We start from the raw sequence: 26,329 nt of genomic DNA, 5'->3' as shown, positions 1-26,329 counted from the left end.
CCGCGCCACGGATCACAAGCCGGCAACCAGCGCAAATTCTGTTGAACGCTTGCCGCCGCTATTCAGCCGCCTCGGCATAATGTGCCGGCACGTAGTTGAGGATGGGGCCGAGCCAGCGCTCGACCTCTGCCAACGGCATCGCCTTCCGGCGCGCATAATCCTCGACCTGGTCGCGTTCGACCTTGGCGACGCCGAAATAGTAGCTTTCTGGATGCGCCAGATAGATGCCGGAGACCGACGAGCCCGGCCACATCGCATAGCTTTCGGTCAGGCTCACGCCTGCATTGCGCTCACCGTCGAGCAGCCGGAACAAAGTCGCCTTCTCCGTATGGTCGGGCTGCGCCGGATAGCCGGGCGCAGGGCGAATGCCGCGATAGGGTTCGCCGATCAGTTCGTCCGGCGCCAGCGCTTCATCTGAAGCATAGCCCCAGAATTCCTTGCGCACCTTCTCATGCATCCGCTCGGCAAAGGCTTCGGCGAAGCGGTCTGCCAGCGCCTTGACCATGATCGACGAATAATCATCATTCGCTCGCTCGAACCGTTCGGCGATAGCCACCTCCTCGATGCCGGCGGTGACGATAAAGCCGCCGATGTAATCCGGCTTGCCGCACTCCGCTGGCGCGACGAAGTCCGCCAGTGCGACATTGGCCTTGCCGTCGCGCTTGGTCAGCTGCTGGCGCAAGGTAAAGAAGGTCGCCAGTTCCTGCGACCGCTTTTCGTCCGTGAACAGCCTGATGTCGTCGCCGACAGCATTGGCCGGCCAGAAACCGACGACGCCGCGCGGCGCGAACCATTTCTCGGCGATGATCTGCTTCAGCATCGCCTGCGCATCCTCGAACAGCTGGCGCGCGGCGGCGCCTTGCGCCTCGTCTTCGAGAATTTTGGGATAACGGCCCTTCAGCTCCCAAGTCTGGAAGAACGGCGTCCAATCGATGTAGCGCGCGAGTTCGGTGAGATCCCAGTTCTCGAATACCTTGACGCCGGTAAAGGACGGCTTCGGCGGCTCGTAGGCAGACCAGTCGATCCGGTGCGCATTGGCCCTCGCCTTGGCCAGCGGCAGCCGCTGCTTGTCGGCTTCGGAGCGGGCATGCGCATCGGCGACCTTCTTGTATTCGGTGCGCACCGTGTCGACATAGCCGCCCTTGGTCTCGTTCGACAGCAAGGACGACACGACACCCACCGCCCGGCTGGCGTCGGTGACGTAGACCGTCTGGCCCTTGGTGTAGCGCGGGTGGATCTTCACCGCCGTGTGCACGCGGCTGGTCGTTGCGCCGCCGATCAGCAGCGGAATGTCGAAGCCTTCGCGCTCCATCTCGGCGGCCATATGCACCATTTCATCGAGGGATGGCGTGATCAGGCCGGACAGGCCGATGATGTCGACATTTTGGTCGCGCGCCGTCTGCAGGATTTTCGCTGCCGGCACCATGACGCCGAGATCGACGATCTCGTAATTGTTGCAGGCGAGCACGACGCCGACGATGTTCTTGCCGATGTCATGGACATCGCCCTTGACCGTCGCCATCAGGATCTTGCCCGCTGTCTGGCGTTCGCCATTGTCGATGCCGTTGGCGGCGTTGGCCAGCTTCTCGGCCTCCATATGCGGCAGCAGTCCGGCGACGGCCTGCTTCATCACCCGCGCCGATTTCACCACTTGCGGCAGGAACATCTTGCCCGCGCCGAACAGGTCGCCGACGACGTTCATGCCGGCCATCAGCGGGCCTTCGATGACATGCAGCGGGCGCTCGGCGGCAAGCCGCGCTTCCTCGGTGTCGGCGTCGATGAATTCGGTGATGCCGTTGACCAGTGCATGGCTGATCCGCTGTTCGACCGGCAGGTCGCGCCAGGCGAGATCGCGCTCCTTGGCTTCCTGGCCCGCCGTGCCTTTGAAGCGTTCGGCGATCTCCAGCATGCGTTCGGTGGCGGTGCCGCCGGCCCTGGGCATGCGGTTGAGCACGACATCCTCGCAGGCCTCGCGCAGTGCCGGCTCGATCGTATCGTAGACTGCGAGCTGGCCGGCATTGACGATGCCCATGTCCATGCCGCGCTGGATGGCATGGTAGAGGAACACGGCATGCATGGCCTCGCGCACCGGCTCGTTGCCGCGGAACGAGAAGGACAGGTTCGACACGCCGCCGGAAATGTGGACATGCGGCAGCGTCGCGGTGATCTCGCCGGCCGCCTCGATGAAGTCGACACCGTAATTGTCGTGCTCCTCGATGCCGGTGGCAATGGCGAAGACATTGGGATCGAAGACGATGTCCTCGGGCGGGAAGCCGGCCTGCTCGGTCAGGAGCTTGTAGGCGCGCGTGCAGATCTCGACCTTGCGCGCCTTGGTGTCGGCCTGGCCGTCCTCATCGAAAGCCATGACGACCACGGCGGCGCCATAGGCCCGCACCAGCCTGGCATGATGCAGGAAAGCCTCTTCGCCTTCCTTCATCGAGATGGAGTTGACCAGCGGCTTGCCTTGCACACATTTCAGCCCGGCCTCGATGATCTCCCATTTCGAACTGTCGACCATGACAGGAACGCGGGCGATGTCCGGCTCGGCGGCGATCAGGTTGAGGTACTCGACCATGGCCTTCTTCGAATCGGTCAGGCCCTCGTCCATGTTGATGTCGATGATCTGCGCGCCATTGGCGACCTGGTCGCGGGCGACGTCGAGTGCGGCGACATAGTCGCCCGCCGTGATCAGTTTTCGGAATTTGGCCGAGCCGGTGACATTGGTGCGCTCGCCGACATTGACGAAGGGGATCTCGTCGGTGAGCGTGAACGGCTCCAGCCCGGACAGGCGCATCTTGGGCTCAATGTAAGGAATGGCGCGCGGCGGATACTTCCGCACCGCCTCTGCGATGGCGCGGATGTGCTCCGGGGTCGAGCCGCAGCAGCCGCCGACGACATTGACCAAGCCTTCCCTGGCAAAATCCTCGATCTGCGCGGCCATGAATTCCGGGCTCTCGTCATACCGGCCGAATTCATTGGGCAGACCGGCATTCGGATAGGCACAGGTGAAGGTGTTGGCGACGCCTGATATTTCGGCCAGATGCGCCCGCATCGCATTGGCGCCGAGCGCGCAATTGAGGCCGATGGTGAAAGGGTTGCCATGGCGCACCGAATGCCAGAAGGCGGTCGGCGTCTGGCCCGACAGCGTGCGGCCGGAGAGGTCCGTGATGGTGCCCGAAATCATCACCGGCAGGCGCACGCCCTTCTCGATGAAGATCTCTTCCGCTGCGAAGATCGCGGCCTTGGCGTTCAGCGTGTCGAAGATCGTCTCGATCAGGATGATGTCGGCGCCGCCGTCGATCAGGCCGCGCAACTGCTCACCATAGGCGAGGCGCAGATCGTCGAAGGTCACGGCACGGTAGCCGGGGTTGTTGACGTCGGGCGACATCGAGGCGGTGCGGTTGGTCGGCCCCAGCGCGCCGGCGACGAAACGGCGCTTGCCATCTTCCTGCTCGGCCCTCACCGCCGCGCGCCGCACCAGCCGCGCGCCATCGCGGTTCAGCGCGTAGACGGCATCCTCCATGCCGTAATCGGCCTGGGCGATCGAGGTCGAGGAGAATGTGTTGGTTTCGAGGATGTCGGCGCCTGCGATGGCGTATTGATAATGGATCTCCTCGATCGCCTTCGGCTGCGTCAGGATCAGAAGATCGTTGTTGCCTTGCTGGTGGCAGGCGCAGCCGGCGAAGGCCTCGCCGCGAAACTGGTCCTCGTCAAACCCGAGGCCCTGGATCTGCGTGCCCATAGCGCCGTCGAGGATGAGAATGCGCTCGCGTGCCGCCGCTGTCAGCGCGGCAAGCACTTCCGAGCCGTCCGGTTTTGCCGCGACGGGGCCGAACAATGCGTCCAGCGATGCAGAATTCTGCGACATTTTTTATCCCTTTGGCGACAGGCCTTTTCATGTCACATAAGGATATCTTTATGTCAATATACGGTAGATGCGCGCGATTGTCACCCACCTGCCTCGAAGGCGGGGTCTGTGGCGCCGGTTTTCCGACGGACCTACGCTCTGTCGAAGCTTGCCAGGAAGCGGGCGAAGACCGGATTGAAGCGATCTGGCGAATCCCAGAACGGCGCGTGGCCGGATTTGTCGAGCAGATGGGCCTTGCCTTCCCATAGATTGGAGAATTTCACAGCGGAGACGAAATCGGTGTTGACGAATGGCTCGTCGATGCCGTTCAGAACGGCGATCGGCGGCGTCTTGCCGGCGACGATCTCGCGCTGGTTCCGCCCGGTGCCGGCCGCGAACTTTTCGAACATCAGGCGCCGCGCCCTTCCATCGGTGCGCGCCACCGTGTCGATGAGAAACGGCTCGAACGGCTCGCCGCAGGTGCTGCGCGCATAGGCCTCGACATCCGCGTCAGTGAAGGTTTCCTGCCCGGCAAGGTGCATATGCGGGCTCGGCTTGAAGCCGTTGCCGACCTGCTCGGGCGAGACGGGCGGCGTGCCGGTGATCATCAAACCAAGCAGGCCGGGAAAGCGGTCGATCATCTCAAGCCCGATATGGCCGCCGAGCGACCAGCCGAAGACGATGGCCTTGTCGATGCCGAGCAGCCCAAGCACTTCGGTCATGGCATCGGCATAGCCTTCCATGCTGTAGGAACGCTCCGGATCGATCGCATCGGCGGAAGCTCCGTGGCCTGGCAGGTCGGGAGCGATGAGGTGGTAGCGCTCGCCCAGCGGGCTGTCCAACTGGTTGCGGAAAACGGCGCTGGAAGATGAATTGCCGTGGATCAGCATGACAGCGGTGCCTTCGCCACTGGTCTGGCGAACCGCGATCTTGCCGTGGCTGGTTTCAAGGGTCTTCTGCGAGATCGCCATTGTCCGCTCCGTCGGGGGAATTGCCCTGTTTTAATACAGTTGCGCGGCAAAGCGCCACGGCTTCCATACCTTTGCGGGAACCATCTTCCCGGCCAGGTTGCGTTGAAAAATACTTTTCAAATAAGAACAATTATGCCTAGATTGTCAATTATCCAACTCCCGATGAACGGGAGGAAAACAGGGAACAGCACGATGAAGCCCAAATCCGCCGCAAGTCGAATTCGCCATATGCTGATGAGCACGACGCTGATCGGCATGTTTGCCGTATCAGCCGCCCCCGCCTTTGCCGATGTCGTCAAGATCGGCCTGCTTGCGCCGCTGACCGGCCCTGCCGCGGCGGACGGCCAGGAATTCCAGCGCGGCGTGCAGATGGCCATCGACGAGGCCAACGCAGCCGGCGGCGTTGCCGGGGATACGTTCGAACTGGTGGTCGGCGACGTCAAGGATCAGTCCGCCGGCAACGTCACCAGCGCGGTCGAGCGCCTGCTTGGCGATCCGGGCGTGCACTTCATGCTGACCGGCTATGCCAGCCTGACCAATTTCGAGATCGACAACATGGCCGAAGCGGAAATGCCCTACATGCTGGCGGCCACCTCGCAGCAGACCAGGGACATCATCGCGCCGAGCCCCGATAAATACATGTGCTGCTGGTCGCTGACGCCTTCCTTCGACGCCTACAACACCGACGTCACCCTGTTCGTCGAGAAGCTCGCGGCCGACGGCAAGATCACCTTGCCGACCAAGAAGGTCGCCATCATCTCGTCCGACAATGCCTATTCGAAGACCATCTCCGAAGGCATGAAGAAGACCTTCAAGGAGAAGGGCTGGACCATCACCGTCGACGAGATCGTGCCGTTCGGCGAAGTGACCGACTGGCGTTCGATCCTCGCCAAGGTGCGCGAGAACGTTCCCGACGTCGTCATCAACACCGACTATCTGCCGGGCAATTCGGCGTCGTTCCTGAACCAGTTCCTCGAGCAGCCGACCAAGAGCCTCGTCTTCCTGCAATACGCACCGAGCGTTCCGGAATTCGTCGAGCTGACCGGCAAGAAATCGGATGGTGTCATCTACAATCTGCTCGGCGGCGCGCTGACGACGCCGAAGAACCCGCGCGCCGACGAGGTGGCGGCCAAGTTCAAGGCAAAATACGGCGTCGAGAGCGGCACCTACGGCGTCGGCCTCTACGAAATGACCAATGTCTATTTCGATGCGGTCAAGAAGGTCGGCGGCGCATCCGACCATGCGGCGATCATGAAGGCGCTGTCGGAGACCGACAAGCAGGTCGCGGAAGGGCGGCTGAAATTCGATCCCGCCACCCACCTTGCCACGCAGGGCGACGACTATATTCCGATCACCTTCTTCCAGATCTGGGATGGCCAGCGCACGCTGATCTCGCCGGAGAAATACGCCACCGGCGCCTTCAAGCTCCAACCCTGGATGAAGTAGGGAATGGCCCTGCTTGAACTGGACGACGTGTCGAAGGCCTTCGGTTCGCTGAAGGCCGTCGACGGCGTGTCGTTCAAGGTCGAGGCCGGCGAGATCTTCGGCATCGCCGGCCCGAACGGCAGCGGCAAGAGCACGCTGTTCAACATCATCACCGGCATACCGTTCGGCCCCGACCGGGGCCAGATCCGCTTTGACGGCATTGCCATAAACGGCAAATCGGGACACGTCATCGCGCGCCTCGGCCTCGCCCGCACGTTTCAGCGCGAGACCAGCTTCGACGGGCTGACCGTGTTCGAGAACGCGCTGATCGGCGCCAGTTACGGCAAGCAGGAAAAGACAGCGGCTACGGCCCGCAATGCCGCCGCCGAGGCGCTGGAGTTCGTCGGCCTGGGATCTCAGTCGTTCGGCCGGCTTGCCGGCGAATTGTCCGTGTTCGAGCGCAAATGCCTGATGCTTGCCACCGCGATCGCCATGCAGCCGCGCATGCTCTTGCTCGACGAGCCGGCATCGAGCCTGACCAAGCCCGAGATCGAGACATCGATCGGCCTGATCCGCCGCACCGCCGAACGCGGCATCACCATCCTTCTGATCGAGCACGTGCTGACCTTCCTGATGAGCCTTTCGCAACATCTGCTGGTGCTCAACAATGGCCGCGTCCTGGCCGCCGGCGACCCGGCCGGCGTGATCGCGGACCCGCGCGTCATCGAAGCCTATCTCGGCACGAGGAGATCGGCGGCGTGAACCCCATTCTGAGCGTCGAAGGCGTCACCGCCGGCTATGGCCGCGTCACCGTGCTGCACGATATCTCGCTGGAGGCCGGCCGCTTCGGCAATGTCGGCCTGTTCGGCCCCAACGGCCATGGCAAGACGACGCTGCTGCGCGCAGTCTCCGGGCTGCTGCAGCCGAAGAGCGGCCGCATCCTGTTCGACGGGCAAGACATTGCCGGCCGCAGCGCACGCGCCATCGTCGGCGCCGGCCTGATCCATGTGCCGCAAGGCAACCGGCTGTTTCCCGATCTCTCGATCGCCGACTGCATGGCGCTCGGCGCCTATTCGCCGCGGGCCCGGCCGCATGAGGCGGAGAACCGCGAGAAGGTGATCAAGCTGTTTCCGAAACTGGCGGAACGCTGGCGCCAGCGCGTGCGCACATTGTCGGGCGGCGAGCGCCAGATGGTGTCGATCGGCACGGCGCTGATGAGCCATCCGCGCCTGCTGATCCTGGACGAGCCGACGCTGGGGCTGGCGCCCAAGATCAAGGACGAACTCTGCGCCTCCGTCATGGACATTTCGCGCGGCGGCGTGCCGCTGATCGTCGTCGAGCAGGATATCGAATTCCTGCTGGAGCTGACGCAGCAACTCTACCTCGTCAACCATGGCGCGGTGGCGACCGAGATCAAGCCGGGCGAAAGCCTCGACCACGGCGAGATCATGTCGATGTATTTTGGCCATTAGGAAAATCCGAAGATGAGCGCATTGGCGGAAATCCTGTTCGGCGGCCTGTTCCAGGGCTCGCTCTACGCCATGATGGCGGTCGGGCTGGCTCTGGTCTGGACGACGATCGGCGTGTTCAATTTCAGCCATGGCGTGTTCATGATGCTGGGCGCCTACATCGCCTGGCAGCTGGTCGAACTCGGCCTGCCGGCGGCGGTCGCCTTTCCGATCGCCGTCGTCGTCATGGCCGGCGTCGGCTGGATCCTGCAGGCGAGCGTCGTGCGGCCGCTGATCGGCCGACCCAACATCGTGCTGGTCGTCGTCATCACCACGCTGGCGGCCGGGTCGCTGATCGAGAACGGCGCGCTGACCATCTGGGGACCGCGCTCGAAACAGATCCCGGCGCTGATCGCCGGCAACGCCACCATCGGGGGCGTCGGCGTCTCCCTGCACCAGATCGCCATCATCGTTATCACGCCGCTGATCCTGGCCGCGCTTTGGATGTTCCTCAACCGCACGCGGCTGGGACTGGCGCTGCGCGCCGTGGCGCAGAACGAAGATGCCAGCCATCTTGTCGGGCTGAACGTCACCGCGCTCTATGGGCTGGCCTTCGCCATCGCCGCCTCGCTGGCCGGGCTCGCCGGCATCTTCATGGGCGGCTACCGCTTCATGTCGCCGGTGATGGGCAGCGACCCGCTGCTCAAGGCGCTGATCGTCGTCGTTTTCGGCGGCATATCGAGCATATCGGGTCCGATCTTCGCCGCCTATCTGATCGGCTTCTTCGAGGCCGCCTGCAGCTATTATTTCGGCTTGTACTGGACGCCGGCACTGCTGTTCGGCGTGCTCATCCTGACCCTGATGGTGCGCCCCGAGGGCATCTTTGCCAGCCGCTCCCGAGGCCTAGCATGACCGACACGACATCGCTGATCGCGCCTGGCCACGCCGAGGTGGCAACCCCGATCGCTCCAGGCCGCACGCCGTGGAAGCAAGAGGCCATCGGCTTCGTGCTCGGCTTCGCGCTGCTGGCGCTGCTGCCGCTGATCTTCGGTGACACCTATGCCCGCCACATCCTGATCATGGCCTTCATCTACGCCATCGTCGCCTCGAACTGGGATCTTAGCCTCGGCTATGGCGGCGTTTTCAATTTCGGCCATCTGGCGCTGTTCGGCATCGGCGTCTATGCCTACAGCCTGCTGACCAAGCTGGCCGAATTCGACCCGTGGATCGCGCTGTTTGCCAGCGGTGTCATCGCAACCCTGGCGGCGATCCTGGTGACCATCCCGATCCTGCGGCTGAAGGGCATCTACATCATCCTGGTCACTTTCGGCTTCGCGCAGTTGGTGATGCAGGTGATCATCAGCCAGTCCGCGATCACCGGCGGCACGCAAGGGCTGGTGCGCATTCCCGGACTTTATATCTTCGACCACAACATGGTCCGCGACGGCAAGTTCGCCTATTTCTACATCGCGCTGGCACTGCTGGTGGCAAGTACGCTGTTCCTGCGCGTGTTCGTGCGCTCACGCGCCGGGGCCAGTATCGTCGCCTTGCGCGACAATGAGGAATACGCCGTCAGCCGCGGCGTCTCGATCGTGCGCCAGCGCATGCTGACGCTTGCCGCGAGCGCCTTCTTCACCGGCATCGCCGGCGCCTTTTACGCCGCCTACCAGCGCAATGCCTCGATCGATGTCTTCGGCATGAGTCTCGCGACCATCATCCTGTCGATGGTGCTGCTTGGCGGCACCAGCACCATCTACGGCGCCATCATCGCCTCCTTCGTGCTGACGATCTTCGCCGAATGGATGGCCGATTTCGGCGCGTGGCGGCCGATGATCACGGCGGTGCTGATCATCGGCGTGATGCTGGCCTACCCGAGCGGCCTGGTCGGCATGATCAAGGCTTCATGGGGCGCCGTCGCCGGACGCCTGAAACGCCCGGCCTGACCGTTTCGGAATAGCGGCTCCGCCTCAGCGGATGCCGCACCAGTCGATGACCGAAGCGGCGATCACCTTGGCGGTCTCGACCACCGATTCGACCTCGACATATTCGTCGGAACCGTGAAACCCGTCGCCTGACGGCCCGAAGATGACACCGTCGACGCCCGCGCCGGCATAGTGCGCGGCATCGCACACGGCGACGAAGCCGCGCACCTGCGGCGCCTTGCCGACCATGGCCTTGCGCTTCATCAGCGATGTCACCAGCGGATGATCGACCGGCGTGTTCATCGGCGGGAAATACAGCCCGCCGAGCTCCCATTGGATCGCAGGCGGGTTGTCGCGCAGCCACGCATCGGTCTGGGCGAAATGGTGGACGAACGTCTCGAAATCGCGGCGGTAGTCGGCCGAGTTCTCATCGGGCAGGAATTTCATGTCGAGATCGAGCACCGCGACGTCGGGAATGATGGCCGGGTTGGTCATGACGGTCGGCAGGCCATGCTGGCCAAGGCCGGTTCCGCCATGCATGACGCCGATGTTGATGGTGTTCATACCGAGCGGCAGCAATGGATGCGATTTCGCCCGCGTCCGGTCCAGCTCATACTGGCGCACGGCGGCGATGAAGCGAGCGGCGATCTCGATGGCGTTGACGCCCGGCTCGAGCCGGTCCTTGTCGTGGCGCTGCGGATAGATCTCGTTGTAGCGCAGCGCCGAATGGGCGTTGCGCCCGCGGATCGTCACCCGCGCCCATTCAAGCCCGCCTTCGACCGGCAGGACATCGCCCCAGGTCGGTTCGGCGACCAGCACCGCCTTGGCGAGCTTGCCCTTCTTCACCGCATCCATGGCGCCGAAGCCGCCGGCTTCCTCGTCGACGACCGAGTGGATGGCGAGCCGGCCCTGCAACGTGATGCCCGCCTTGCGGATCGCGCGCGCGGCGGCGATGCAAGCGGCGACGCCGCCCTTCATGTCGACGGCGCCGCGGCCATAGAGGCGGCCATTGGTGATCTCGCCGCCGAACGGATCGACCGACCAGTCCTTCATCGCGCCGACCGGCACGACGTCGATATGGCCGCACAGGATCAGGCTGCGATCCTCGTCTCCCGCCCATTCGCCGACCAGATTGGGTCGGCCGGGCAAGGCATCCCATTGCTCGGTCCTGAACCCGTCCTGCCTGAGGATCGGTTCAAGCAGCGCCTGGACATCCGCCTCGCGGTTGATCGCCGGGTTGGGCTCGAATTTGGGATTGACCGAAGGGATGCGAACCATGTCGCGGGTCAGCCCGATCAACCAGTCGCGATCGGTCTCGATCTCAGCCTGCACGGCATCGATGATGGTCTGGTTGTCGGGCATCGTCGCTTCCTTCTCTGCGTCGCGGCGCTTTGCATCGCTGCACTGGGCGCAACGACACTATTTCCTTGTGGTTTTGGATTTGGCGGCGTCGTCGGCCGATGACGACAGGGCGGTATCGAGCGTGACCGCATTGGCGCTGCGGATCTTCTCGATGTCCTCGATGCGCTTGCGCACCCCGGCGCCATGGCCTTCCAGCGCGTGGGCAAACACGGTTTCCATCTGGGCAACGGCCGTCGCCAGGGTGTCGAACGGCGAGTTGGCGTCGATCGCCGCGACCATGGTCAGGTCCGCTATGTCAGATATCGGCGACAGCCAGACATCGGTGAACAGCAGGATGGAGACGCCGCGCTCCTTGGCCTGCTGGGCAAAGCTCACCACGTCCGACTGATAGCGCCGGTAGTCGAACACGACGAGGAGGTCGCGTTTGCCAAGGTCGATCAACAGGTCGAAATCGGCGGGGCTCAACGAACCAATGTCGCACACGCCGGAGCGGAACTGCAGGAGGTAGCCGGCCAGCATGGAGGCGATATGCCGGCTGAACCGGCCGCCCAGCAGCACAACCTGGCCCTTGCTCTCGAGCAGCATGTTGACGGCGCGCGTGTAGGCCTGCACCGGCACTGCCGTGCGCGTGCGCTCCAGGCTGTCGGAAACCGAATGGAAATAGGCGAGTGCGGTGCCTTCGCTGGAGCCGCCCGGACGCTTGGCCTCCATCATCAAAAGCGGCGAATGCAGCCTGGATTCAACTTCGGTGAGCAGGCGTGCCTGGAAATCGGCAAAGCCGACATAGCCAAGCTTGCTCATCAGCCGCGTCACGCTCGGGTCACTGACGCCAGCGCGCCGTGCCAGCCGGGTCGCGGTGCCCAGCCCCGACATCGGATAATCAGCGAGCAGGACCTGGACGATCTTCTCTTCCGCGGAGGTGAACGCCACGGTCGTATTGGCCAGTTCTTCGCGGATCGACATTGTCATCGCCCATCGCCGACGGAAAGACGATTATCTTACAATTTCACACATGTTTGTCAAATTTGGAACTTCTCTTACAGAGCCATCGAGAGTTCGGCATGACTTGCTATCCCATGGCAGCCAAGCCAGTCGTGCAACACATCCACGTCGGCTCGAACGAGGGCTGGCGTCTATTTGAAGCTGGCGATGGGCAGGAACTTGACCGCGGAACCGGTGAAGCGCCGGTGATCGGAGGTCTGTCCTCGCGGCTGGAATCCATCGAGATAGATGTGCTCCGGCGCTGTGCGGATGAGATTGGCGGCAATGACGGGCGCCGCCGCAGTGCTAGCTCCGCCGGCGATGCCACGACCTGTCTCAATCGGCCGGGACAACGCTGCCGGCACGATGACCGCAGTGGCTTCGGGATCGAGATTTGGCTGGACACGGTCGGCCTTCGGGCTGGTCCTGACGCGATCTTCGGGCTTCGATTGGGCAACCGAGACCCGCTGGCCGGCCAACCCATTGTGGCCGTCATCGGCGTGGTTCAAGGCCAGCAAGGCAGCGACCGCATCGCCGGATTTGTCTGCTTCAAGCTGGCGCGTCGGGCTTTCCGGTCGCCATGTCGGCAACGGGATGTTGAACGCCACCATGTCCGGCGCGCCGCCCGCGGGACCGGCCGACTTGCCCGAGGGAATTTCAGCATCGGTTGCTGTTGGATTGGCCAGTTCGGCCCGCGCGGTGGAAGCGTTGGCTGCTGCAAGCGGCGCGAGTTGCGGGGTCGGAATGCTGGACCCGCTGCGCGGGGCGAAGGCTGGCAGCGGCACCGAGCCCGGCGCCATCGCCATGACGATCGCTTCAGGCGTCTTCCCCTCCGGTCCAATCGGCGATTCTTCGGCCCTATCGACGGAAGCCATCTGGATGTCGGCGCGCTGGGCATCCTGCGGCGGCACGATTGCGATGCCGGCGGGCCTGGGTTCAACGGACTTGGCCGGCTTGCGTGGCGCCGGCACCGCTTCGGCGACATCATCGGTCTCGTCCGCGCCGCGCCCACCCAGAAGCGTCGCCAGCAGGCCGCGCGCCGGCCTGCGTTGGCCGCCGTCGGCACTTGCCAGGTCGATGTTGGGCGTGCCGGCGCCCTTGCGCGATTTGTAGGCGGCAAACGCCTGCCCATAACCGGGCAGCGGTTTGCCGTCGCTCGGCACATGCAAGGTGTTGCCGTTCGGGAATACCCTTGCGAGTTCCTGGCGGCTGATGCCGGGCCAATGCCGCACATTGCCGACATCCATATGTATGAAAGGCGAACCGGAGGTCGGGTAATAGCCTACGCCGCCGCCCTGCATCTTGAGGCCGATGTCGCGCAGCTTCTTCAGCGGCACATCCGGCAGGAAGAAGTCCATCGCGCGGCCAACCATGTGTTGGCTTTCCCGAGCCACGCCCTTCGAGCGGCTGCGCAGCATGGCGTTCGTCGCTGGCGACCGATAGGCGCTGACCACGTGGATATAGGCTCTCGAGCCGCTGGCGCGATAGGCCTGCCAGACAAGATCGAGCAGGCGCGGATCCATCTTCGTCGGTTCGTTGCGACGCCAGTCGCGCAGCATGAGATTGATCTTCTTCAATCCCGCCGGATCATAGCGCCCATTGCGCTTGAAGACGATTTCAGCCTTCTCGCCCGTATGGAGATGTTGAATCTTCAAAGCACGCGTCTCCGCGAACGCGCCGGTGACACACAGGCAAAGGAACGCTGCGATGATGGCAGGCAGTGTCCAAAGACGGGAAGCACCGGGGGCGTTTTGCACGTTTTCGCTCACGTTCATGCCTTGCACGTTCTTTTGTTTCGGGCGATTTCAGGTTCCCGCCCAGATGAAGAGCCCTTCAGCCCTCTTCCTGACAAGCATGGACTTGACCGACGCAGACAGGCGTCCATGCCACAACACGTCATGTTGATGAACAGCATCTTGGTTAACGAATCGTGTCGCTTCCGAGAACGCGTTTCGGCTGGAGTTGCCTGTGGCAGCCATTTTCTGGAGCAATGCACCGCTGATGAGGTCCGCCAGCACGACGGCCGCGCAGTTCCCATGTAGCCGCCTCGCCCTCGCAAATGCAGAGAACGAATGTGCGGCAACAAGGATGTTGGAAACTGGTGCTGCGAGAGAGGATTGAACTCTCGACCTCTCCCTTACCAAGGGAGTGCTCTACCACTGAGCTACCGCAGCAACGGGCGTCTGAATAACCGCTGACGCCTTGAATTGCAAGGCGTTGAGGGCCTTTTCGACACCATGCGCCAATTTGGTACGTTGGTGCCAATGTGGCACCGCACGGACTCTGCACACCTAGCGGCCAGCACCATTCGAGCGAGAGCTACACCATTCTTGTAACCTGTTTGGTGCCGTGTCGGTTGCGATTTAATAGAGCCCCGTACAAAGGTTTCTCTCACCCCCGCCCTTCACTCACTACCAGCGAAAGGCTCCGCGCGCGTCCTTGGCCCCGCCACGGCTCGAATTGATGCGGTTGAGAGGTTTGCTCTACCCCCGATTCCGTGGGATCGTATTGGCTGCATTGCTCGGCTCTCACTCATCAGAGAGGTACCATGGGTCTCTTTTGGAACCGCCAACCACCGGCACCCCCGCCGATCTGGGAGTACAAAATCCACACCGTTAAACACGGCATCTACTTCCATGACTTATCCACATTCGGAGAGGTCGGGTGGGAGCTGGTGTGCGTCACAGGCAAGCAACTGATCTTCAAGAGACCCCTGCCCGAGTACAGGAGGCAGACAGACCAGTGGTTGAGCGGTTGGTGGGCGACGAAAAGGGAGATGGAGGCAGAGGATGGAGACGCCTGAGATGACGGAGCGTAACTAGGGGTCTAACGGAGAATCGCGATTACTTTACGGGGCGCTTCATCCTTGGACCGTCCAGACCGGCCACCACCCCGTGCCAGGCGGAGACCATCGACGCCCTGTGGCCGAGCTGGAGTTGGTGAAGAAAGGCGCCGCGCTGGGTCCAGCGTCAAAGTTGTGGTCGACACCGCTCTTGCACTTGCGCGAAGAGAGGTCGCGAACCGCAAGTATGAGGCGCGGCAGGCAGCCCTAGCCCGGCATTGACGAACCGTTCGCCGCATCATGTATGATCCTGAAATGGTGAGCCGGCACTAAGTTGTCGACAATAAATCTGCGAACTGCAGTCCCGACTCCTTTTACTGCGCTGAAACCTGATTATCTTTTAGTGGGATTTATTCCCAGTGGGGGGGGGCATGCAATGGATGACGAAGACAGGCTGCTGAAGCGCTTGCAGGAAAGTGCCGAAGACCTGGGGAGACAGTTATCGGGTAAAAGCAATTTCCCCATCGAAGATTTCCTTGATGTTGTTGAGCTGGAAGGTCTGAGAGACACCTTCGGCATCGACCCAAAAGCTTTCACTGCGGATGACATGACCCGCATCCTGATGGTGCAAGGGCCACTCTACGCCCTTGTGGAACAGGTCAATGAACTCGATGCCGAGGGCAAGCATTCGATCGAGCAGATATTGCATGTTTTGAATCGAATGTACGTCAACGCTCAAGCTCATCTCAATGCCAAGTCGGCAATACAGCAAGTCGCGATGCAAGCCTTGGAAGCTCAGGAGCATACCCGGCCGATCCCAATCAACCCCGAGGGACCGATTGGCCAGACCATCGTCAATGCCTCGACCGAGGTCATCAACAACGTTCACGTCACGAACAACCAAATCAACATATCGCTCCTAAATGGCTGGGACGTCGATGTCCTAAAAAACCTGCGGGTCCAAATCCGCCGCCTCAGCGCCAGCGCATTTGCGGTGAACGTGAAGGTCAACACCAAGGTGATGTTCGAGGGAACCATCCAGTTCCTTTCGACTACGGCCGATCGGGTTCTGTCGGATCTCCGCGACATGGCAGCCTCGCTGAAGGAGTCCTTCGGTTCGGCCGAGGCGATCGTAAAATCATTGGATAAGGTCATCCAGTCCGGTACCAAGTTTGTCCGGCTTGTGGGGAGTCTCATCCAAGATGCTCTCGGCGATGCAGGCGACCACAAAGAGATCAAGCTGAGCTTGCGCAACGCGAACAATGCAAAAACCATTACGGCCGGGTACACACTCGCAGATGGCAAAGGTGTGCTGTGCGGGCGCAGCGGGGTGATTTATACGATTACCCCGAATGGGCAGGTTACAACTGGTACAGCCGATGGCGTCGGGATTGTGAACGGGGTTGCCGAACTACAAGACGGCAGACTCGTGCTTGCCACCAGCGATGGAATGTCTGCCTGGACGCCTCGGTTCCAAGGCGGCGGTACCGAGCATTCCCGGCTTAGAACTAAGCTTGTAGCTGTGGCAGCTCAACACTTTCAGGGCGCCGAGACGGTTGTGGCAGCCAATTCATACGGTGACCTTGACCGCTGGTGGTTTCCAGGGGGCCGCCCCGACATCTTCGGTGACCAAGGCCCAACATTGCCAGGTCAAAAAAACCGGCACGGGCGCGTGATTAGTCTGCTCGTCATGGGCGAGCGTACGGTGGTTGCCCGAGAGCACGCCATTATGGTGGTGGATGGTGATTTGGAGCGCGAGCGCGAAGTCCCGTTTAACCAGTCTATCAATGCAATATGCAGGCTCAACGAGACCGAAGTCGTCATTGTTGGGGACGGCCTCGTTGCCGTCGTGGATACTCACGGATTGCCCGTCCGGCTTCTCCCGACGCCAGTGCACGCGTCCTACATCTCCGTTGTCGTGCTGGCCGAGCACCTCATCGCTGTGTGTGATGCCAAGGGGCGCGTGGTAGCAGTCGATCTCAAATCAGGCGCCGAACTTGGCGAGATCGATGTACAGATGGAGTCACGTGGCCTGATCACCGTCGGAAAATTCCTGGTCGCCTATGGGGGCGCTTGGAACGCTCAGTCGCGCGCAATGGCGTTCATTCTGTGGGAAGAAAGGATTGCGGCGCAAGTCGGTTGACCTTCTTCCACCGTGTTACAACCCCTTCGTCTGTGCATAAGGCGACGGCTTTTGCGGCGTGTCGGCCAGATAGTCGGTGAACTCACGCTCAAGCGCGGCGACCGCCTTTGCCTTGGTAGGCTCACGTCCGCGCTGCCCGCCATGCTTGCGCCAGCGGTTGTCGTGCGTGGAGATCGACCAGGCCCAGGTGCCGGCGCTCGGACCGTGCTGCTCACCCATGATGCGGCCGACGCTATCGGAGCCCAGAAAGGTGGGAGCGAAATCATGCGGTCGCGCCTCTCCACTGATGACGGTCCGGTCCCAATCAAGCCAGAGCCGTGCGCCACGATCCCGAACAAACCGGACTGCCTCGACTATGGTCTCGAAAGACCAGATAGGCTCGCCGTCCTCCAGGACCTCATAGCCATCAGCCGTGGCGTCGCGGATCTTCAATCTATCAGCCGGCATGCGATCACCCCCAGTACGGCCCGTCAGTCTACCAAGCCTGCATCCTGGTATCGACGCGCATCATCGATCGCCTCGGAGGCGCTGCCTGTGTCTTCTTCGATTTCCAATCTGCTAAAGCCTAGCGTTTTGGCATCGGCAAAGAGCATCTCAGTCAGCTCGGCAACCGAAGTGTCGTCGGTCTCGTGGATGTTGTTTGCAATCCATTTGAAGAGGAAATTCGTTCCGCGTGAACTCATGAGGCCAGCCCTCGGTCAGACGTCGAAGAGGTCGTTGGGGCCGTGCCCCTTTTCGTCAATGATGTCCGGTTTCCCAATTTCGTCGATGATGTCAGGCGTGTTGTTTCGCGGGCTTCCTACACGACTGCCGATAGGCCACATCTTCATGAGTTCCGACGGAAAGGGCTTCATCAAGTCTCGAGGATCTGGGTCCGGACCAAGCCAGCGCATATAATCACCAGGTGCCAGGATCACCGGCATCCTGTCATGGATGGTTGCCATCAACTCGTTCGGCTCGCAGGTGGCGATAGCGAAGGTGCGGATCAGTTCACCGGTCCCCTGGTCGGCATATTCTTCCCATATGCCGGCCATGGCGAAGGGCTCGTCATCCTTCATCGCAATTGCATAGGGCTGCTTCTTCTTGCCCGAGGCGTCCAGCTTCTGCCACTCGAAATAGCCGTCGACCGGCACCAGGCATCGGCGTGCGGCATAGGCTTTGCGGAACATGCCATTGGTCGCGATCGTCTCGCAGCGTGCGTTGACGGGCGGCGGGCGGCCTCCCCCATCACGAGCCCAGCCCGGGACCAGCCCCCATTTAGCAGAGACGAAGCCAGCCATGGAGGTTGAGAGCTCTTCGCGGATGATGATCGGATAGCTCAGGCTCGGCGCACCGTTCCAGATCGGGAAGCCATTGCCCATGCGTTCGACCTCCCCAGGATGGGCGAACTCGAACCGCCGCACCATGTCAGGGATTGTCGACTTTACGAAAACGCGTCCGCACATAAGCTCGATCGCACCTATCACGTTGAGGAAGACCAAAATGGGAACGGAATGCGAACGAGTCAAGCATTGTTGATATTAGCGCAGGCGTTGGGCGCGTCAGGGCCTTCCGCCTTCGCGATGGTCCATGGCCTCGGCAATGACCTCGAAGACGCTGGGTACTTCCTCGCTGATCTCGGTCGTGGCGATGCCGGCCTTGTCGGCCGCTTTCATGGCTTTGTCCGCAAGGTCGCTGATGACGATCGGATCATCGGTCACGGTTTCGGGCAGTTGCTCTGCCATCCATTTGTCGAGGAAATTGATGCCGCGTGTGCTCATGAGGCAAGAATCCCCTCGAAACACTTAGGTTCCGTCGTCCCGCAAATCCTGCACCGAAGCATGGCGCAGCTTAGCCTCGCCGCGCAGATATCGCACTCGGGCCGTCATGCCAGGTCCGACCCACTCCACCATCGGGCCGACCACCGCCGTCGGCACGCCAGCAGGCGGTTGACCCTTGCGCACGCGCGCCATCAGCCGCTCGCGCTGTGCCTTGGTCAGCGCAATGGTGGCAGGACCAGCATATTTACCGTCGCGTGCCATCAGCCCGACCGTCTCCTTGCCCGGCTCGCGCTTGATGCCCAGCAGGTCGAACTCGCCGTATTCCCAGCATTTAGTCTTCACCCAGATATCCGACGGCCCGCTGCGGTAGGAGCTGCCCTGGCGCTTCGACACGATGCCCTCAAGGCCCATCTTCTCAACCGCTTCGTAGAACTCGGCGCCGCCGCCCAGGACGTGCGCGCTGTATTGGATGATGCCCTTGGCGGGCTTGATCAGATCCCACAGGATCTCCTTGCGCTCGATCGCCGGCCGCTGGCGCAGATCCTCATCGTTTAGCCACAGGATGTCGAAGGCAACATAGGCGAGCAGCTCAGCGTTCCAGGTCATGCGGGAGTGCATCGCATGGAAATTCGGCCGGCCGTCAGGCTCTGGCGCGATCATTTCCCCGTCGAGGATGAAGGAGTCGGCCTTCAGCTGCTCGGCCGCGGTCACCACAGGCCAGTAGCGCTTAGACCAGTCGTGACCGTTCTTGGTGAAGGCTCGAACGCCGGCCCAGTCCCGGATCAGCTCGGTGCGAAAGCCGTCATACTTGATCTCGTGGAACCAGTCGTCGCTGACGGGCGGCTCCAAAACGAGCTCGGGCTCAACTGGTTTGATGAACTTCAGCCGATCTCCGGCGTTACGCATACTCAACACCCCGCACCGCGATTCAAGTCGGCAGGCAGACTAAGGTTCCGGGTATTTTAGGCGAATTGTATGTAGGAGCCGTTGATGACCAAGCTTTCTGATCTTCCCCGCCGATCAGGTGGCCTCAAGGCGGTAGACGGCTCGCCAGCGGGCGAGGAGCTGGTGACGGAGATCTGCCCGGTCTGCGGCCAGGCGATCGACATGAGCGATATCGGGCAGCTGCTTTGGCACGCCACGGAAGACCATGAGCCGATCGAACTGGACTCATGACTTTCGCCCATGTCCTCTTGAAAGAGATAAACTCCAATGGCACTGAGTATGCAGGGCCGTTGGGGAAAACATCATGAGCCGTCTACTCGTAAGCATACTTGGTTTGATCAACGGCGTCGTCGCCATCATCCTGATCCTGGCCGGCCTCAGCCTAGGCACCACATTCCTGCCGACCAACCCCAACGCTATCGTCCTCGGCCTTGCAATGGGCGTCTGTGTGGCTGCGATCTTCTGTGGCGGTCTGGCGGCACTGCTGCTGATCGAGAAGCATCTGCGCGTCATGGCCGACGATTTGCGCGAACATCAGCGCGTTGAGGCTTGGAGGGTCAAGCAGGCCAAGATTGCAGCCAAGGCCGAAGCTGCTGCTACGAAGGCGGCAGCCAAGGCGGCGGCGAAGGCCGCGCCTGTTGTATAGAGATGAGCGACGTTGAAGCCCCCGGCGCTGAGCATCAAGGCATAAGGGCGGGTTCAGTAATCATCCGGTGCCGGGATTAGCTCAAGCTCGGCGGGCGCGATGCCTCTTTGCAGCTGGCCCAGCCGCAATTCATCGACCCAATAGGCCTCACCGTCGACCAACACCCGTGCCTCGTAGGACCCGCCTGAGAAGCGCTGCGCTGTGATGTAGACCTTATGGCGGTCGAGCGCTTTGCGGACTGCGGCTCGCTTTGAATTCTGCCTGGTGACGGAATTGGCCATGGAACGCGGAACTCTTGACTCAACACACGGCGATTCAATTCGCTCGCGCTCGACTGGTTCCCGCGCGTCGAAACGTGATGATCAACAGCCGTCCCGCGCCGAGCATCATGGTCTAAGTCACATGAGCGGTGGGTCAGTTTGAAATTCCGGGTCTAGGCTTGGGAACGAAGCATAAGGCGGGCAAATTTAGAAACGTAATGCCCGACTGCATAGAACCCGCATAAGAGGATCAGAGAAAAGTCAGGGTAGCCGAAGTGCGTCAATCGCAACAAATCAGCTAAGGCGCAAAGGCCGATCAGGGCCGCGATAGCGCGAAACGCGATCCCGAAAATTCGTAGGAAATGGAAGAAAACCCGAAACCAAATTTCTTCCGCCGTTGCCCGCATTTGGCGTCTCTAACCCAATCAAGCTGCACTGCGTTTTGCGTAAGGACCGCGTCTACGATCCGCCCGCGCTAAACTGACCCACTAACTACCACATGAGCGTCAGACTGGAAAAATTCGTGCCCCTGAGACACTTTGGTGTTGAGATATTGCGGCATGTCACATCTCGGGTCCGAAAGCCGCTACGGCGATCAGTGCTTTTGCCCCGCCTCGCACCCTGCCCACCCGGTAACGCCAGAAACGCAAAAAGAACCCCCACCGGCCGAAGCCGGTGGGGGAACTGGAAGTGGGTAGGCAGAAGCTTAGGCGGCGGGTGCGGCTGGCGCGGCGGCCGGCTCGGCGGCCGGCAGCTTGGCGGTGCTTGCCGTGATGTCGGCCGTGTTCTTGTCGATGGCGTCTGCGACGGCATTCAGCGCGTCTTCACTATCGCCAGCGGGCGCAGCACCGATACTGGCTACCGCAGCGTCGACAGCGACGGAGTTTGCAGCGACGGCGGCGGTCTGCGCCGCAACCGAGGCGTTCAGACGGTCCAAAGCAGTGGTCATTTCAAGGGTCCTTTCAAGGAAAAGATGCAAAAGCTCGTGGGAGTGAGCGAGCATTTGCTTCAATTCTCGGTTGGAGCTCATTTCGGTTCGCTCCGGCGATGGGGGTTACTCAGGGGGGAACGCTTACTGGCACAAATGTTGGAAACTTCAGGCGGCGCGCAGCACCTTCATGATGGCGTCCCACCAGTAGACGACGAAACCGACGGCCGCGCCGCCGATCGCCGTGCCGGCTATGCCGGCGACGAACAAGGCACCGACTCCGCGCTGCTTCCATTCCTTCACCTCGTCGGTGATTGTCTTGCTGTCAGCGACGTCGGTCTTCATCGTCTCGACGTTGGTTCTTAGCTCGCCGACCTCAGCGACCAGGTCATCAACGCGCTTGTGGACGGCTGCGCGATGCAGATCAGCCCGGCGACTGCTTTCGACTGACCTCTGTTCCGACGCCTGAAAATCGCGGCGGATGCCGGCTACTTCGGCGCGCAGGCTGCCGATCGCCTCGGATATCTCGTCGAGTTTCGACGTCATTTCACAAGCGCCTTGATGGTGGTGACTTTGACGTGGTCGAGAGCGACGACACTCATGGTCGCCATCCGCAGAGCCGTTGGCCCTTACGGTTGTGGGCCAGGATCTCGGCCACCAATGCATCCGAGAGCTTGGCGACGTCGGCTTTCGTCGGCCGGATCGGGTGTTCGACCTCGCAGAAGCTGCCGCCCATTGTGGTGCAGCCGGCCGCGAGCGCGAGCACCGCCGCCAGTGTCAGGATTTTGACCATTCGCCCAATTCCTTCCGGTTGTCGGCCGGCGCGCTGCCAGCCACGGCATCATCGATCTTCTGACCTTCAACAGTCGCGGCGGCATCGTTCGCCGCCTGCTTGTTGCGCTCAGTGGCAACGCCGGTGGCGCGGCCATGAAACCAGGCGCCGGCCGCGCCGATGATCCCGGCGACAACGGCGAGGATGGTCGGATTGGTGAGGAGAAAGGTGAGGATCCCGGTCATCAGCACGATCTCCAGACGCCGTCGGTCAACCAGCCGTGCCAATGCCCGATGTGGTGCACGGACGGCATGAGCGTCGGCGTTTCCTTTGAACCATTCCAATGCCACGACGGCGACTGCGCCGGCTTCTCGCCCGCCTTGACGCGGACTGCGCCGGCCGCGCCACAGCCGCAAGGACAGGAATAGTACCAGTATTCGGAGCCGTCGCCGGTCGGTCGCTCGTCCTGCGATATCACCAGGAGCGCGCCAGGCACACGCGTCCTCATGTTCTCATCGAAGAAAGCCGCCTCGCTCTCGGCGAACGTCGCCGCGACCGGCTCTGTCTTGACCTCGCTCATCTCACGACCCCTTGCAGTCGGGATCGCGGCGGCGGCGGGCGTACTCGGTAAGGACACCGGACGCCAGCAGATAGATCGGCACATACTGCGTCGGCACATAGGCCTGAAAGACGCTCGGATCGAGAGCGCAGAACGCCCCGACGACGAGGCCGCCGAACATCTGCACGCGAGCGACCAGGATGGTCTCGGAGTTGAGGAAAAAGCTTTTGATCTTTTCCAGCATGGCGAAGTCCTTTCAGAAGAACGAGTGAATCCAGGCGGCCAGTTCATGCCAGCGCATCGCGATGGCGGTACCGATGACGGCGAGAAGGCCGACCGCGACGGTAGGTTTGCTACTGCTCGGCGTCGGCGCGGGAACGGTAGGCGCGGGCAGGTTCGATGGCGCGGGCGCGGCAGGCACGAGCACGGTCTGATCCGTGACTGTGTCGCCGTGCTGGACGACGACCGTGACGCTGGGCTTGTCCGGGAACAGCACGGGTGCTGCCACCGGTTGAGGAGCTGCAGGTGCCGGAGCGGGTTGTGCCGTCTGCACCGGCTCCGCAGTCTGCAAGGCTTCAAGGGCAGCGATGACGCGGTGCGTCAGGGCGATGCGATCGGCCTCGGCGTTAGCCGGTTTGCTCGATTTCGGATTGCCGCGATTGACGCCGCGGCTGACTGCGGCCGTGTCGTTGCGGTCCGCATAGACGTTGAGGTTGTTCTTCTGCCAATACCAAAGCGACGTCGCGAAGCCGACGGAACGGTCCGTGGCGACCAGATCAGGCGTCGCCTCGAGATCGATGTCAGGGCGGCCAAGGAGAGTGAGGACGAACGGCGTCGCCTCGCGATAGTCGGCCCGGCCGGTGAGCTGGATTGGACCGCGCCCCTTGAACCGCTTGCCATCGCCGGGCTGCGTGTTGCCGAGATCCTCACGGCCTTCATAGGCAGCCCCGCTGGCATATTCCTCATAGGTTCGGAAATAGTTGCTCTCGACACCGCACTGGCCGATGAACTGGCCGAGCCGAAGCACGCTGCCGAGGACGTCTCCGGCCGTTGGGCAGGCCGCCAGGAACGGGCCGAGGTTTGCCGGATCGGCATGTGGAAAAAGTGGCGCGAGGTCGGCCGCGCTCGGATAGACGAGCATGGTCAGTCCTTTCCGCCCGGGAGGGCAGGTTTTGGGATGAGGATCAGGGATTGCAGGACCCACGCCGGCTGGGTCCTCTTAACGGTCAGAGCAAAGCGGCTGCCGTGAAGAAGGCGTCGACCTGAGCGGACGTGTAGCCAAGCTCTGTGAACCCGGATGCCATCATCGGCTCACTGCGCAGGAAGCTTCCGCTATATTCGAAGGAATCTTGGACCTCGACGGACTGTGCAGCGATCCAACCACTCACTTGGTCGCGCAGCCCAGCGATGCCAAGCTGCACATGGAACTGCCTGGCCGACACGCTGTCCGGAACGACCGGCACAACGACGGGCGCGACATACGGAGCAACATTCCCTGCCGCGACTGCTGCCGCATAGAGCGCCGGCCCGTAGTCGATGGCGTCGTTCGGCGATGCTGTAAACGGTATCCAGCCGAAGTCCGGCGTCTCAATCTCCATGTCGATCGTGCCGGAAACATTGTATGCGGGGTTACGGAATTGGAGCATCACGATATCCTCAAAAAGAGCGTCGTGCGGCGGTGGAGACTGCCGCCGTAATTGACCTGGCCCATCGCTCGCCAAGAGCCGGCCAGAACGGCGCCGCCCTTTATGAGGACGGAGGCGCCGCTGCCATACGGGGTGTCGTCACCCGGATCGGAGGTGGCGCCGCTGTTATCGAGGACACCCGCAGGCTGGATCGTCGACCCGGCGTACACGGTGCCTGCCATGACGGCGGTGTTGAGAGTGTACCCAAACGCATAAGTTCCGACTGCCCCATAAGCCAAGGCCGCGTTGCCCGAGCCGTAGTTCGGAGCCGCAGCGGCTACCGCCGCCGTAACGAAGGCCGTGGTGGCGATCGACGTGTCGTTGTCGCCGGCAGCCTGGGTCGGCGCGGTTGGGGTCCCGGTCATTACCGGGCTGGCCAGCGTCTTGTTGGAAAGCGTCTGAGCCGTCGTCTTGTCTACGGTGATTGTCGGGTCGATCGCGAACTGCGTGCCAACGAGGGCAAGGCCATTGCCGGCTGTGTACGAACCGATCCCCGCAGTCTGGGCAAAGGTGATGGGATCGGTGCCGATGACCGGGTGCTCGGTGGCGTTTTGTACAAAGGTCGAAGTGCCGAACGTTGCTCCACCCGTCACGAAGGTCTGGTCGCCAAGGTCGATATCGGCGGTGAGATTGTAATAGCTCGCACGCGTCAGGACAAAGGGCGCGCCGGCGCTGCCGGTCGCCGTAACCGCGTAGATACCATTCTGGAATGTCGACGCCTGGTTCTTGACCAGGATGACATCGTTGAGGTTCGCGGCCACGCCATCCACCGTCAAAGCGCCGTTCGCAGAAGCCGTAAGCGTCGCACCGACGCCGGATGCGCCGTTCGCATAGGTGACAGTCGCAAGCGCGGCGGTCGTGGCTAGTCTGCAAGCCGGCAGCGTCGTGGTGGCGTAGATTGCGGCTTGGACATAGGCAGTGGTCGCCAGCCTGGTCGAGTTGTCGCCAGGCGTCTGCGTGAAGGCGGTCGAGGCGGCAGCCAGAGTAACGGTCGGGTTTGTCGCGAAGACGAGCGGTCCGCTTCCGGTCTCGTCGACCATACTGGCTGCGAGTTGCGCGCTGGTGCCTCCAGCCAAGAAAGCCGCCATGTTGGCGGCCAGACCGGAGATGTCGCCGATCGCCGGCTGCGCGAACGTCGGGTAGCCGCCCAAGTTGATGCCCGTGGCGAAATTGTGGGCAGGCGCGGCGGCCGAAAACACGCCGCCCAAGGCCACGGTCTGAGGCGTGGGAAGATCAGCTCCGACCAACACCCGGAACGCGGGCGCGCCGGCTCCCGCACCTGGCGTGGCGAGCACGAGGTTGGCCGCGTGCGATTGCAGCGAGATCCCGCTGTCCTGGACGCCTGTGCCGTTCGTGTTGGAAAACACGGCGATGTTGCCCAACACGGCGCTGGCCGGCCCAACGACATTGCCGTTGGAGATTGGCCCGATGGTTTGGCCGCCCATCTGGAAAAACAGACCGTAGATCGTCGACCAGAACATCCCATCGACGGGCGATGCCGGAGTCTGCCCAGGAGGAATGGAAAAGCCGGCACCATTGGACGTCGAGGCAAAGGTGTTAAGCGGACCTTGCATCGAGTCGCCGGCCCGGTTGACTGGGGTGTAGCCGAGCGCGTTCTGCTTCTGGTTGAAAAGCAGGTTCCACTGGCCAGGCGTCAGCACCACGCCATAGCTAAACGTCACCATGAGACCTATCCGATTATGTGGGGTGGAGTTGCAGGCGGCTCAGGTGCCTCAACCAAACTCGAAGATGACGACGACACCGATACCGCCAGCACCGCCGGCACCGCCCCCGTCGCCACCGCCGCCGCCGCCGCCAAGGGAGCCGGGACCGCCGTTTACTTGGACGCCGGTCGAAGGCGTTGCGCCGCCGAAGCCGCCGCCGCTCCAGAAG

At 62.2% G+C, this 26,329-nt stretch carries 29 protein-coding genes and 1 tRNA gene; 9 read left to right on the top strand and 21 right to left on the bottom strand.

The window, feature by feature from the left end; translation table 11 throughout:
- Positions 1-58 precede the first annotated feature (58 nt).
- Together metH and EOB80_RS17445 are read right to left on the bottom strand one after the other, a co-directional pair.
- Complete coding sequence (gene metH / locus EOB80_RS17450) at positions 59-3,868, bottom strand: methionine synthase (RefSeq protein WP_127328757.1); 3,810 nt, start codon at positions 3,866-3,868, stop codon at positions 59-61.
- 131 nt (positions 3,869-3,999) lie between these two features.
- A complete protein-coding gene (locus EOB80_RS17445) occupies positions 4,000-4,818 on the bottom strand; it encodes an alpha/beta hydrolase (protein WP_127321150.1) in 819 nt (272 codons plus the stop codon).
- Between the two features lie 192 nt (positions 4,819-5,010).
- Here EOB80_RS17445 and EOB80_RS17440 point away from each other — a divergent pair, with 192 nt between their 5' ends.
- From EOB80_RS17440 to EOB80_RS17420, 5 genes are read left to right on the top strand one after another with little or no spacing between them, the layout of a single operon-like run.
- Positions 5,011-6,264 (top strand): ABC transporter substrate-binding protein, encoded by a 1,254-nt coding sequence (locus EOB80_RS17440; protein WP_127328756.1) that lies wholly within the window; start codon positions 5,011-5,013, stop codon positions 6,262-6,264.
- 3 nt (positions 6,265-6,267) lie between these two features.
- Complete coding sequence (locus EOB80_RS17435; RefSeq protein WP_127328755.1) at positions 6,268-7,005, top strand: ATP-binding cassette domain-containing protein; 738 nt, start codon at positions 6,268-6,270, stop codon at positions 7,003-7,005.
- Entirely contained in the window at positions 7,002-7,715 is a 714-nt protein-coding gene (locus EOB80_RS17430; protein ID WP_127269236.1) for an ABC transporter ATP-binding protein, read from the top strand. Before EOB80_RS17435 ends, EOB80_RS17430 begins: the two co-directional genes overlap by 4 nt.
- A gap of 12 nt (positions 7,716-7,727) precedes the next feature.
- Positions 7,728-8,603, top strand: a complete 876-nt coding sequence (locus EOB80_RS17425) for a branched-chain amino acid ABC transporter permease (RefSeq protein WP_127321147.1) — start codon at positions 7,728-7,730, stop codon at positions 8,601-8,603.
- Complete coding sequence (locus tag EOB80_RS17420; protein WP_127328754.1) at positions 8,600-9,634, top strand: branched-chain amino acid ABC transporter permease; 1,035 nt, start codon at positions 8,600-8,602, stop codon at positions 9,632-9,634. The genes EOB80_RS17425 and EOB80_RS17420 overlap by 4 nt, the downstream gene beginning before the upstream one ends.
- 24 nt (positions 9,635-9,658) lie before the next feature.
- Here the strand turns inward: EOB80_RS17420 and EOB80_RS17415 are convergent, their stop codons facing one another.
- The 4 genes from EOB80_RS17415 to EOB80_RS17400 all read right to left on the bottom strand — a co-directional run bounded on the left by EOB80_RS17415 (position 9,659) and on the right by EOB80_RS17400 (position 14,130).
- On the bottom strand, positions 9,659-10,975 hold the full coding sequence (locus EOB80_RS17415) for an ArgE/DapE family deacylase (RefSeq protein WP_127328753.1): 1,317 nt from the start codon (positions 10,973-10,975) through the stop codon (positions 9,659-9,661).
- A gap of 57 nt (positions 10,976-11,032) precedes the next feature.
- Positions 11,033-11,938, bottom strand: a complete 906-nt coding sequence (locus EOB80_RS17410; protein WP_127328777.1) for a MurR/RpiR family transcriptional regulator — start codon at positions 11,936-11,938, stop codon at positions 11,033-11,035.
- 170 nt (positions 11,939-12,108) lie between these two features.
- On the bottom strand, positions 12,109-13,731 hold the full coding sequence (locus EOB80_RS17405) for a DUF882 domain-containing protein (RefSeq protein ID WP_127328752.1): 1,623 nt from the start codon (positions 13,729-13,731) through the stop codon (positions 12,109-12,111).
- Positions 13,732-14,055: 324 nt separating this feature from the next.
- Positions 14,056-14,130, bottom strand: a tRNA-Thr gene (locus EOB80_RS17400).
- 374 nt (positions 14,131-14,504) lie between these two features.
- On the opposite strand from EOB80_RS17400, the gene EOB80_RS34805 reads away from it, so the two are divergent.
- Positions 14,505-14,759, top strand: coding sequence for a hypothetical protein (locus EOB80_RS34805; protein ID WP_206516817.1), 255 nt, complete (start codon positions 14,505-14,507; stop codon positions 14,757-14,759).
- A 415-nt stretch (positions 14,760-15,174) separates the two neighbouring features.
- Positions 15,175-16,881, top strand: coding sequence for a hypothetical protein (locus EOB80_RS17395; protein WP_127328751.1), 1,707 nt, complete (start codon positions 15,175-15,177; stop codon positions 16,879-16,881).
- A 15-nt stretch (positions 16,882-16,896) separates the two neighbouring features.
- Here the strand turns inward: EOB80_RS17395 and EOB80_RS17390 are convergent, their stop codons facing one another.
- From EOB80_RS17390 to EOB80_RS17370, 5 genes are all read right to left on the bottom strand, one after another.
- Complete coding sequence (locus EOB80_RS17390) at positions 16,897-17,328, bottom strand: hypothetical protein (protein WP_127328750.1); 432 nt, start codon at positions 17,326-17,328, stop codon at positions 16,897-16,899.
- A gap of 23 nt (positions 17,329-17,351) precedes the next feature.
- Positions 17,352-17,564 carry a DUF768 domain-containing protein gene (locus EOB80_RS17385; RefSeq protein ID WP_127328749.1) on the bottom strand — a complete coding sequence of 71 codons (213 nt, stop codon included), beginning with the start codon at positions 17,562-17,564 and terminating at the stop codon, positions 17,352-17,354.
- Positions 17,565-17,579: 15 nt separating this feature from the next.
- Entirely contained in the window at positions 17,580-18,326 is a 747-nt protein-coding gene (locus EOB80_RS17380) for an SOS response-associated peptidase (RefSeq protein WP_127328748.1), read from the bottom strand.
- Between the two features lie 96 nt (positions 18,327-18,422).
- The gene (locus EOB80_RS17375) at positions 18,423-18,641 is read right to left on the bottom strand and encodes a DUF768 domain-containing protein (RefSeq protein ID WP_127328747.1); all 219 of its coding nucleotides are present in this window, start codon (positions 18,639-18,641) and stop codon (positions 18,423-18,425) included.
- Positions 18,642-18,665: 24 nt separating this feature from the next.
- Positions 18,666-19,547, bottom strand: coding sequence for an RNA ligase family protein (locus EOB80_RS17370; RefSeq protein ID WP_127328746.1), 882 nt, complete (start codon positions 19,545-19,547; stop codon positions 18,666-18,668).
- An 84-nt stretch (positions 19,548-19,631) separates the two neighbouring features.
- On the opposite strand from EOB80_RS17370, the gene EOB80_RS17365 reads away from it, so the two are divergent.
- On the top strand, positions 19,632-19,817 hold the full coding sequence (locus tag EOB80_RS17365) for a hypothetical protein (protein WP_127328745.1): 186 nt from the start codon (positions 19,632-19,634) through the stop codon (positions 19,815-19,817).
- A gap of 73 nt (positions 19,818-19,890) precedes the next feature.
- Complete coding sequence (locus tag EOB80_RS17360; protein WP_127328744.1) at positions 19,891-20,232, top strand: hypothetical protein; 342 nt, start codon at positions 19,891-19,893, stop codon at positions 20,230-20,232.
- Between the two features lie 53 nt (positions 20,233-20,285).
- Here the strand turns inward: EOB80_RS17360 and EOB80_RS17355 are convergent, their stop codons facing one another.
- From EOB80_RS17355 to EOB80_RS17310, 10 genes are all read right to left on the bottom strand, one after another.
- Positions 20,286-20,513 carry a hypothetical protein gene (locus EOB80_RS17355; RefSeq protein WP_127328743.1) on the bottom strand — a complete coding sequence of 76 codons (228 nt, stop codon included), beginning with the start codon at positions 20,511-20,513 and terminating at the stop codon, positions 20,286-20,288.
- Positions 20,514-21,198: 685 nt separating this feature from the next.
- Positions 21,199-21,441, bottom strand: coding sequence for a hypothetical protein (locus EOB80_RS17350; RefSeq protein WP_127328742.1), 243 nt, complete (start codon positions 21,439-21,441; stop codon positions 21,199-21,201).
- A gap of 147 nt (positions 21,442-21,588) precedes the next feature.
- On the bottom strand, positions 21,589-21,966 hold the full coding sequence (locus EOB80_RS17345) for a DUF1515 family protein (RefSeq protein WP_164762648.1): 378 nt from the start codon (positions 21,964-21,966) through the stop codon (positions 21,589-21,591).
- A 52-nt stretch (positions 21,967-22,018) separates the two neighbouring features.
- Entirely contained in the window at positions 22,019-22,213 is a 195-nt protein-coding gene (locus EOB80_RS17340) for a hypothetical protein (protein WP_127328740.1), read from the bottom strand.
- Complete coding sequence (locus tag EOB80_RS17335) at positions 22,198-22,437, bottom strand: hypothetical protein (protein WP_127328739.1); 240 nt, start codon at positions 22,435-22,437, stop codon at positions 22,198-22,200. The genes EOB80_RS17340 and EOB80_RS17335 overlap by 16 nt, the downstream gene beginning before the upstream one ends.
- On the bottom strand, positions 22,437-22,772 hold the full coding sequence (locus EOB80_RS17330) for a DUF6527 family protein (RefSeq protein WP_127328738.1): 336 nt from the start codon (positions 22,770-22,772) through the stop codon (positions 22,437-22,439). Before EOB80_RS17330 ends, EOB80_RS17335 begins: the two co-directional genes overlap by 1 nt.
- A gap of 1 nt (position 22,773) precedes the next feature.
- Entirely contained in the window at positions 22,774-22,995 is a 222-nt protein-coding gene (locus EOB80_RS17325) for a hypothetical protein (RefSeq protein WP_027162323.1), read from the bottom strand.
- Positions 22,996-23,007: 12 nt separating this feature from the next.
- Positions 23,008-23,892, bottom strand: coding sequence for a glycoside hydrolase family 19 protein (locus tag EOB80_RS17320; protein WP_127328737.1), 885 nt, complete (start codon positions 23,890-23,892; stop codon positions 23,008-23,010).
- Positions 23,893-23,977: 85 nt separating this feature from the next.
- Positions 23,978-24,397, bottom strand: coding sequence for a hypothetical protein (locus tag EOB80_RS35335; RefSeq protein ID WP_245466370.1), 420 nt, complete (start codon positions 24,395-24,397; stop codon positions 23,978-23,980).
- Positions 24,397-26,121: a hypothetical protein gene (locus tag EOB80_RS17310; protein WP_127328736.1), complete on the bottom strand. Its 1,725-nt coding sequence runs from the start codon at positions 26,119-26,121 to the stop codon at positions 24,397-24,399. Before EOB80_RS17310 ends, EOB80_RS35335 begins: the two co-directional genes overlap by 1 nt.
- Positions 26,122-26,329 lie beyond the last annotated feature (208 nt).

It is taken from the genome of Mesorhizobium sp. M7A.F.Ca.MR.245.00.0.0, assembly GCF_003997415.1.
Taxonomy (GTDB): Bacteria; Pseudomonadota; Alphaproteobacteria; order Rhizobiales; family Rhizobiaceae; genus Mesorhizobium.
Note: the sequence above shows the minus strand (reverse complement) of the source record. Positions and strands in the feature narration are given on the sequence as shown.

Bases quoted from the DNA above. Each gene is read 5' to 3' on its own strand.
- metH (WP_127328757.1), bottom strand. From the start codon at position 3,868: ATGTCGCAGAATTCTGCATCGCTGGACGCATTGTTCGGCCCCGTCGCG.
- EOB80_RS17445 (WP_127321150.1), bottom strand. From the start codon at position 4,818: ATGGCGATCTCGCAGAAGACCCTTGAAACCAGCCACGGCAAGATCGCG.
- EOB80_RS17440 (WP_127328756.1), top strand. From the start codon at position 5,011: ATGAAGCCCAAATCCGCCGCAAGTCGAATTCGCCATATGCTGATGAGC.
- EOB80_RS17435 (WP_127328755.1), top strand. From the start codon at position 6,268: ATGGCCCTGCTTGAACTGGACGACGTGTCGAAGGCCTTCGGTTCGCTG.
- EOB80_RS17425 (WP_127321147.1), top strand. From the start codon at position 7,728: ATGAGCGCATTGGCGGAAATCCTGTTCGGCGGCCTGTTCCAGGGCTCG.
- EOB80_RS17420 (WP_127328754.1), top strand. From the start codon at position 8,600: ATGACCGACACGACATCGCTGATCGCGCCTGGCCACGCCGAGGTGGCA.
- EOB80_RS17415 (WP_127328753.1), bottom strand. From the start codon at position 10,975: ATGCCCGACAACCAGACCATCATCGATGCCGTGCAGGCTGAGATCGAG.
- EOB80_RS17410 (WP_127328777.1), bottom strand. From the start codon at position 11,938: ATGTCGATCCGCGAAGAACTGGCCAATACGACCGTGGCGTTCACCTCC.
- EOB80_RS17405 (WP_127328752.1), bottom strand. From the start codon at position 13,731: ATGAACGTGAGCGAAAACGTGCAAAACGCCCCCGGTGCTTCCCGTCTT.
- EOB80_RS34805 (WP_206516817.1), top strand. From the start codon at position 14,505: ATGGGTCTCTTTTGGAACCGCCAACCACCGGCACCCCCGCCGATCTGG.
- EOB80_RS17395 (WP_127328751.1), top strand. From the start codon at position 15,175: ATGGATGACGAAGACAGGCTGCTGAAGCGCTTGCAGGAAAGTGCCGAA.
- EOB80_RS17390 (WP_127328750.1), bottom strand. From the start codon at position 17,328: ATGCCGGCTGATAGATTGAAGATCCGCGACGCCACGGCTGATGGCTAT.
- EOB80_RS17385 (WP_127328749.1), bottom strand. From the start codon at position 17,564: ATGAGTTCACGCGGAACGAATTTCCTCTTCAAATGGATTGCAAACAAC.
- EOB80_RS17380 (WP_127328748.1), bottom strand. From the start codon at position 18,326: ATGTGCGGACGCGTTTTCGTAAAGTCGACAATCCCTGACATGGTGCGG.
- EOB80_RS17375 (WP_127328747.1), bottom strand. From the start codon at position 18,641: ATGAGCACACGCGGCATCAATTTCCTCGACAAATGGATGGCAGAGCAA.
- EOB80_RS17370 (WP_127328746.1), bottom strand. From the start codon at position 19,547: ATGCGTAACGCCGGAGATCGGCTGAAGTTCATCAAACCAGTTGAGCCC.
- EOB80_RS17365 (WP_127328745.1), top strand. From the start codon at position 19,632: ATGACCAAGCTTTCTGATCTTCCCCGCCGATCAGGTGGCCTCAAGGCG.
- EOB80_RS17360 (WP_127328744.1), top strand. From the start codon at position 19,891: ATGAGCCGTCTACTCGTAAGCATACTTGGTTTGATCAACGGCGTCGTC.
- EOB80_RS17355 (WP_127328743.1), bottom strand. From the start codon at position 20,513: ATGGCCAATTCCGTCACCAGGCAGAATTCAAAGCGAGCCGCAGTCCGC.
- EOB80_RS17350 (WP_127328742.1), bottom strand. From the start codon at position 21,441: ATGACCACTGCTTTGGACCGTCTGAACGCCTCGGTTGCGGCGCAGACC.
- EOB80_RS17345 (WP_164762648.1), bottom strand. From the start codon at position 21,966: ATGACGTCGAAACTCGACGAGATATCCGAGGCGATCGGCAGCCTGCGC.
- EOB80_RS17340 (WP_127328740.1), bottom strand. From the start codon at position 22,213: ATGGTCAAAATCCTGACACTGGCGGCGGTGCTCGCGCTCGCGGCCGGC.
- EOB80_RS17335 (WP_127328739.1), bottom strand. From the start codon at position 22,437: ATGACCGGGATCCTCACCTTTCTCCTCACCAATCCGACCATCCTCGCC.
- EOB80_RS17330 (WP_127328738.1), bottom strand. From the start codon at position 22,772: ATGAGCGAGGTCAAGACAGAGCCGGTCGCGGCGACGTTCGCCGAGAGC.
- EOB80_RS17325 (WP_027162323.1), bottom strand. From the start codon at position 22,995: ATGCTGGAAAAGATCAAAAGCTTTTTCCTCAACTCCGAGACCATCCTG.
- EOB80_RS17320 (WP_127328737.1), bottom strand. From the start codon at position 23,892: ATGCTCGTCTATCCGAGCGCGGCCGACCTCGCGCCACTTTTTCCACAT.
- EOB80_RS35335 (WP_245466370.1), bottom strand. From the start codon at position 24,397: ATGCTCCAATTCCGTAACCCCGCATACAATGTTTCCGGCACGATCGAC.
- EOB80_RS17310 (WP_127328736.1), bottom strand. From the start codon at position 26,121: ATGGTGACGTTTAGCTATGGCGTGGTGCTGACGCCTGGCCAGTGGAAC.